The sequence below is a fragment of the Pseudomonas neustonica genome (assembly GCF_003797945.1).
In the GTDB taxonomy this organism is placed as follows: Bacteria; Pseudomonadota; Gammaproteobacteria; order Pseudomonadales; family Pseudomonadaceae; genus Halopseudomonas; species Halopseudomonas neustonica.
Map to the genome: position 1 here is coordinate 23,941 of NZ_RKKU01000037.1, position 6,179 is coordinate 30,119.

6 protein-coding genes are annotated in these 6,179 nt (G+C 56.5%); 3 read left to right on the top strand and 3 right to left on the bottom strand.

The window, feature by feature from the left end:
* Positions 1 to 129 precede the first annotated feature (129 nt).
* Positions 130 to 1,023, top strand: coding sequence for an EamA family transporter (locus EF096_RS18740; protein WP_123891288.1), 894 nt, complete (start codon positions 130 to 132; stop codon positions 1,021 to 1,023).
* 7 nt (positions 1,024 to 1,030) lie between these two features.
* Here the strand turns inward: EF096_RS18740 and EF096_RS18745 are convergent, their stop codons facing one another.
* Positions 1,031 to 1,282 carry a YkgJ family cysteine cluster protein gene (locus tag EF096_RS18745; protein ID WP_123891289.1) on the bottom strand — a complete coding sequence of 84 codons (252 nt, stop codon included), beginning with the start codon at positions 1,280 to 1,282 and terminating at the stop codon, positions 1,031 to 1,033.
* A gap of 24 nt (positions 1,283 to 1,306) precedes the next feature.
* Entirely contained in the window at positions 1,307 to 2,176 is an 870-nt protein-coding gene (locus EF096_RS18750) for an NAD(P)-dependent oxidoreductase (RefSeq protein ID WP_123891290.1), read from the bottom strand.
* A 131-nt stretch (positions 2,177 to 2,307) separates the two neighbouring features.
* On the opposite strand from EF096_RS18750, the gene ppnP reads away from it, so the two are divergent.
* Positions 2,308 to 2,589, top strand: a complete 282-nt coding sequence (ppnP, locus tag EF096_RS18755) for a pyrimidine/purine nucleoside phosphorylase (RefSeq protein WP_123891291.1) — start codon at positions 2,308 to 2,310, stop codon at positions 2,587 to 2,589.
* Positions 2,590 to 2,713: 124 nt separating this feature from the next.
* Here the strand turns inward: ppnP and EF096_RS18760 are convergent, their stop codons facing one another.
* Entirely contained in the window at positions 2,714 to 3,157 is a 444-nt protein-coding gene (locus EF096_RS18760; RefSeq protein ID WP_123891292.1) for an acyl-CoA thioesterase, read from the bottom strand.
* A gap of 149 nt (positions 3,158 to 3,306) precedes the next feature.
* On the opposite strand from EF096_RS18760, the gene EF096_RS18765 reads away from it, so the two are divergent.
* Entirely contained in the window at positions 3,307 to 5,556 is a 2,250-nt protein-coding gene (locus EF096_RS18765; protein ID WP_123891293.1) for an Orn/Lys/Arg family decarboxylase, read from the top strand.
* Positions 5,557 to 6,179 lie beyond the last annotated feature (623 nt).

Here is a 6,179-nt window from a genome sequence, read left to right on the forward strand (position 1 = left end):
CCGCCCCAAAGCTCCACCGGGGCACTGTACAGGTTATTGCGAACACCGCTGTACCGCAGCGAAAAACGCCAAACATGATTACATAGGCACCCTACCCCACCTTTTTTTGCCACAGGAGTCTACTGCATCATGTCCGCGAGAGATCTTGGGTTCGCCCTCTTGGTCATACTGGTTTGGGGCCTCAACTTTGTGGTCATTCGTGTTGGCCTGGATGACCTGCCACCTATGCTACTGGGTGCCATGCGTTTTACCCTGGCCGCCATTCCCGCCGTCTTTTTCATTCGCCGCCCGAAGATTCCGCTGCGCTGGCTACTAGCCTACGGCCTGACCATTTCGTTCGGACAATTCGCCTTTCTGTTTTCCGCCATGACAGTGGGTATGCCAGCCGGACTGGCATCTCTGGTGCTGCAGTCCCAGGCCTTCTTTACCCTGCTATTCGCTGCCATGGTGCTTGGCGAGCAAGTGCGCATGCACAACCTGATCGGCCTGTGTGTTGCCGCGGGCGGGCTATTACTGATTGGATTGAATAGCGGGATTGGCATGACACTGGCGGGCTTTGTACTCACCATTTGTGCGGCGGCCATGTGGGCCATGGGCAACGTCATTACCAAGCGCGTAGGCAAAGTAGACCTGGTAAGCCTGGTGGTATGGGGCAGCCTGGTGCCACCTCTGCCCTTCTTAGCCATGTCACTGCTACTGGAAGGCCCGCAACAGATTGGCCAGGCCCTGGAGAACATAAGCCTGAACGCGGTTTTCGCTCTATTCTACCTCGCGTTCGGCGCGACCCTACTGGGTTACGGCCTTTGGAGTCGGCTGCTTTCGCGATACCCAGCCGCGCAAGTAGCGCCTTTCTCCATGCTGGTACCGGTCATCGGCTTAAGCTCGGCCGCCCTGCTGCTCGATGAGCAATTAAGCCAGCTTCAAGCATTTGGCACGATACTGGTGATGACCGGACTGGCCATCAACGTATTCGTAGGTCGCCGCCGTAAGCTGGCGGCAACCACTGCCAGCCCGAACCACTGAAAACATCTCAGGCTGTTTCATCCTCCAGCCAGCTAATGATCTGCATGGCCTCTTCCACGCTGTCACCACATACACTGGGCTCAGCGCTGAAACCAGCACAAACGGCAGGACGCTCAGGCGAATGAAAGATCGCACAGCGTCTGTCCGCCTGCAAATGCAGGCAGCGCACGCCAGCCGGCTTGCCGTTAGGCATCCCCGGTAATGGCGAGCTGATCGATGGCGCGATACAGCAAGCACCGCACCCCTCCCTACACTGCATGAACACCTCTTCGCCCGCGCAACATCAGTCGCGCTTTAGACGCGCGATCAGGCTGGAAGTATCCCAGCGCCCACCACCCATCGCCTGCACATCAGCATAGAACTGATCTACCAGTGCGGTAACCGGCAATTGTGCGCCGTTACGCTGTGCCTCGGCCAACACGATGGCGAGATCCTTGCGCATCCAGTCCACCGCAAAGCCATGTTCAAACTCGCTGGCCAGCATGGTCTTGTGGCGATTTTCCATCTGCCAGGACTGGGCGGCGCCTTTACTGATAACCGAGACTACTGCCTCACCATCCAAGCCAGCCTGTTGAGCGAAGTTCAGCGCCTCAGACAAGCCTTGCACCAAACCGGCAATACAGATCTGATTGACCATCTTGGTCAACTGACCACTACCTGTGGGCCCCATCAACTGGGACATGCGCGCATAACTGGCAATAATTGGCTGTACCCGATCAAACACTGCATCATCGCCGCCAACCATGATCGTCAATTGACCATTCTCTGCTCCGGCCTGACCTCCGGAGACAGGCGCATCCAGAAATTCCACGCCCTGCTGACTCGCCAGCGCAGCTAACTCACGCGCTACATCGGCAGACGCCGTGGTGTGATCTACAATAACCAGACCACTACGAGCCCCCTTTAGAACCCCCTCGTCCCCTGCAATCACTGAGCGCAGATCATCATCATTACCAACGCAAACCATGACGTAATCCTGATCAGCTGCGGCCAACGCAGGCGTAGCCACAGCTGTACCGGCAAACTCGTCAGCCCACTGGCGCGACTTGCTAGCAGTGCGGTTATAGACCGTCACGCTATGCCCTGCCTGCTGCAGGTGCCCGGCCATGGGATAGCCCATAACGCCCAAACCAACAAATCCGATGTTCGCCATACACTACCTCTACTTATGACCTGCCAGAGCAGGACCAGTGGGATTCATAAAAAATTACCACCACCAACAATTGCCGGAAAGGATGCAGCCTCGGCATAATGAGCGCCCTATCCATTTCAGGAGTCAGCATCGTGTTCCAAGTTAATCAGTATTTTGACGGCAAAGTCGCTTCAATCGCCTTTGCGCAGCCCGAAGGCAGCGCAACCGTTGGCGTCATGGCACCGGGTGAATACGAGTTTGGCACCAGTCAGCTGGAAATCATGCACGTTATCAACGGCGCTCTTACCGTAAAACTGCCAGACAGCGACACCTGGACCACTTACGGCGCGGGCGAGCAGTTTACCGTTGCCGCCAACAGTCGCTTCAACGTCAAGATTGAGCGCGACACCGCCTATCTGTGCGAGTACCGCTAACGATCGACCCAGCTTACTGCGTCGCTCGGACCCGCTGAACGTGGCCTTAAAAGGAAGCCTGCGTATCCTTTTCAAGGCCATCTCTCACTCAACGTTCAACCTCACACTCATAAACCTGATCAGGTCAATCCTGGCTGTCGTCGGTCAAACCTTTACCATATTGCTCAATAAAAATACTCGGCATGCGCTTTGGACGCCCACTACTCAGTTCAATGCAGACAAAGGTCGTTCGCGCGCGCAGCAGGGTTAAGCCATCACGCTTTCGGCACAGCTGAAAGTGTCGCGTCATGCGCAGTTTCTTATCCCAATGAATGATCCAGGTCGCCATCACCAGCTCATCACCCTCATAGGCGGCAGCCAGATAATCAATCTCATGACGCAGTACCGCCATCGCACGATCCAGCTCACGATAATGCTCAAGCCCTAAGCCCAGTGACTTTGAGTGCTCCCAGGCGCAGCGCTCAAGCCAGCCAACATAGACAGTGTTGTTAGCGTGCCCAAGCTCGTCGATATCGTCTGCCCGAACCTTAATATCCAACGTATGCGGGCTTTGCAGATCCCAATTCAAAAGCACATCTCCTTTGCGGCGGCGCTTGCCTTATTTACCTAAAGTGATGCGAGATGGTACTACAAACACAGTCATCAACACGCGACCACATAGTCAAGACAAGCAATCTGTCTTAGTCTGACCACTCGCGCTCAAGTAGACAGGACACCATGTTCAAACATCTCAACTTCCCCATTCTGGTGATCAATCCGGCCATAGGCTTGCATAATGTCGCAGGCACCCAGCTTGATGCCTTATTCAAGGCGCTCAAGGGTGAAGGTTTTGACGTATTGGGCGCCGAATCCCTTGATGAGGGAAGACTAATTGCCGAAGCCCACCGCGGCCTTTCATGCATTCTCTTCACCCCGGACGCCGAGCTCTCACTAGAGGCCATTGAAGCACTGTTCAGTGCCGCTCACAGTCGCTCGCCAGAACTGCCCATAATGGCACTCAGCACCCGCCAGTCAATCGCCCCCGAGCTACTGACACAGCTGCGCGAACTGCATCAGATACGCGGCATCATTTACCTGTTCGAAGACACCCTGCCCTTTATCGCAGGGCAGATAGCCCGCACCGCTCGCAGCTATCTCAACCAACTACTGCCACCGTTTTTCAAGGCACTGCTCGACTACACCGCGAGCTCCAGTTACTCCTGGCACTCGCCCGGCCACGGTGGCGGCGTGGCTTTCCGTAAAAGCCCGGTTGGCCGCGCATTCCACGATTTTTTTGGTGAAAACACCCTGCGCTCCGACCTCTCCGTCTCGGTGCCGGGACTAGGTTCACTACTTGATCACACTGGACCAGTGGCGGAAGCCGAGGCCAATACCGCGCGCACTTTTGGCGCCGACCACAGCTTTTACGTGGTCAACGGCACCTCAACCTCGAACAAGATTATCTGGCACGCCTACGTCACCCGGGACGACCTGGTACTGGTAGACCGCAACTGCCACAAGTCCATCTTGCATGCGATCATCATGACGGGGGCCATCCCTATTTATCTGAGCGGCTCACGCAATGACTACGGCATTATCGGCCCCATAGCGCGGGACGCCTTCAGCGCAGAGTCATTGCAGCAATTGATCGAGCAACACCCGCTGGTGGACGACAGCAGTAAGCGCATCAAGCTCGCAGTACTGACCAACTCGACCTATGACGGCCTGTGCTACAACACCGACATGATCAAGAGCCAGCTGCACGATAGCGTAGACGTCCTGCACTTTGACGAAGCCTGGTTTGGCTACGCGGCCTTTCACCCCTTCTATCATGGCCGACATGGCATGAGCGAACCCGCAGAAGCGCCGCGCACAAAGCACGCACTGGTGTTTGCGACCCAGTCACCGCACAAGGTACTCGCGGCCCTATCACAGGCCTCTATTATTCTTGCCAAAAACAGTGCGGAGCAGCAGCTTGATCATGAGCGCTTTAACGAAGCCTATATGATGCACACCTCAACATCGCCGCACTACGGCATGATCGCCTCAATCGATGTTGCCACCGGCATGATGGCAGGACCCGCCGGCAGATCGCTGGTGCAGGAAACCCTCGACGAGGCCCTGTCCTTCCGCAGAGCCATGCAGCAGACCGCAGAGCAAATGGCCGAAGAGGAATGGTGGTTTGATGTTTGGGAACCCGAAGCCTCACTCGCTCAGCCGGAGCTACATGCAACTGACTGGACCCTGGATGACCAGGCCGAGTGGCATGGCTTTGGCAAAATGAGCAGCGATTTCGCGATGCTCGATCCGATCAAGGTCAGCCTGCTGACACCGGGTGTCGAGGAAAAGGGTCGGCTAGCCAAAAGCGGTATCCCCGCCGCACTGGTTACCCGCTTTCTTGCCGATCGTGGGCTGGTCGTCGAAAAAACCGGGCTTTACTCATTCCTGATCCTGTTTTCCCTCGGCATCACCAAGGGCAAATGGAGCACACTGCTGTCCGAGTTACGCGAGTTCAAGCGCCTGTACGATCAGGACGCACCACTGGAAGTCACCCTACCCAGCCTCGCCAGGCATCCGCGCTACCAGAGCCTTGGCCTGCGCGCATTGGGTGAGCGACTGCATCAGTGTTACAAGAAGCACAGCCTGATCAAGCTGATGCGCCAGATGTACACCACGCTACCGCAAATCAGCCTGCGCCCCGCCGATGCCTATCAGCAGATGGTCCGCGGCGAAGTTGAATCCGTGCCAGTCAGCGCACTGGCCGGCCGTCTCAGCGCAGTGATGCTGGTGCCCTATCCGCCCGGCATTCCGGTGATCATGCCGGGCGAGCGTTTCCCGCTCGATAACAGTTACATTGCCGACTACCTGGCCGCAGCGATTGAGCTTGAGGAACAGTTTCCGGGGTTTGCCAATGATATTCACGGGCTGCGTATGGAGCAGTTTGATGGGCAGGTGAATTGGCGGGTGGATTGTTTGATTGAAGGCTGAAGGCTGAAGCTTGAAGTCAGTGTAGGGTAGTGAAATCGATGGCAACTCAGCTGGCGGAGCTTGGCTGATTTCTGGTTTCGCCCTTAGGCGAGCCAAGGGGGCATGCTTGCCCATGCCCCCTTAGCAATCCCCCAGGGCACCCAGCTGCGCGGCCCTTCGGGTTCGCTGCGTTGCTCGATCTTGCCGGAGGCCCTCGCAAACTCGCTTCGCTCAGACACCGCGAGGACCTTTTTCCCGACAGCTCTGCGCTACTCGCCCGCTCAGATGGGACTTATTAGGCCGTGCAGCCTTAGAGTTTTGTGTGAGAAGTTAAACCGGACAAACAAACCCGAAGATCGCGCGAGGCCGGCCCCTAAATCCCCGTTCCAAGCTGTCGAGTAACGCAGGGGTTGAGCGATTGAGCCGAGGAATGTTGGGGGCGCCTAGCCTGAGCGAAGCGAGTTCCGCAGGCGCGCTCAACACCGAGTAACGCAGAGAAGCCGAAGGCCAGCTTGGTGGGGTGTGTACGACTCAAGAACATGGGTAACAGTTCTATTCAAATACATAGGTAACACATTGCTTAAATAGTGAGCACCTGACAGGAGGTGCTCATGCCTTGGCGAGAAGTGAAACCTATGGACGAA

Coding starts and splice junctions, on each gene's coding strand:
- EF096_RS18740 (WP_123891288.1), top strand. CDS start 130: ATGTCCGCGAGAGATCTTGGGTTCGCCCTCTTGGTCATACTGGTTTGG.
- EF096_RS18745 (WP_123891289.1), bottom strand. CDS start 1,282: ATGCAGTGTAGGGAGGGGTGCGGTGCTTGCTGTATCGCGCCATCGATC.
- EF096_RS18750 (WP_123891290.1), bottom strand. CDS start 2,176: ATGGCGAACATCGGATTTGTTGGTTTGGGCGTTATGGGCTATCCCATG.
- EF096_RS18765 (WP_123891293.1), top strand. CDS start 3,307: ATGTTCAAACATCTCAACTTCCCCATTCTGGTGATCAATCCGGCCATA.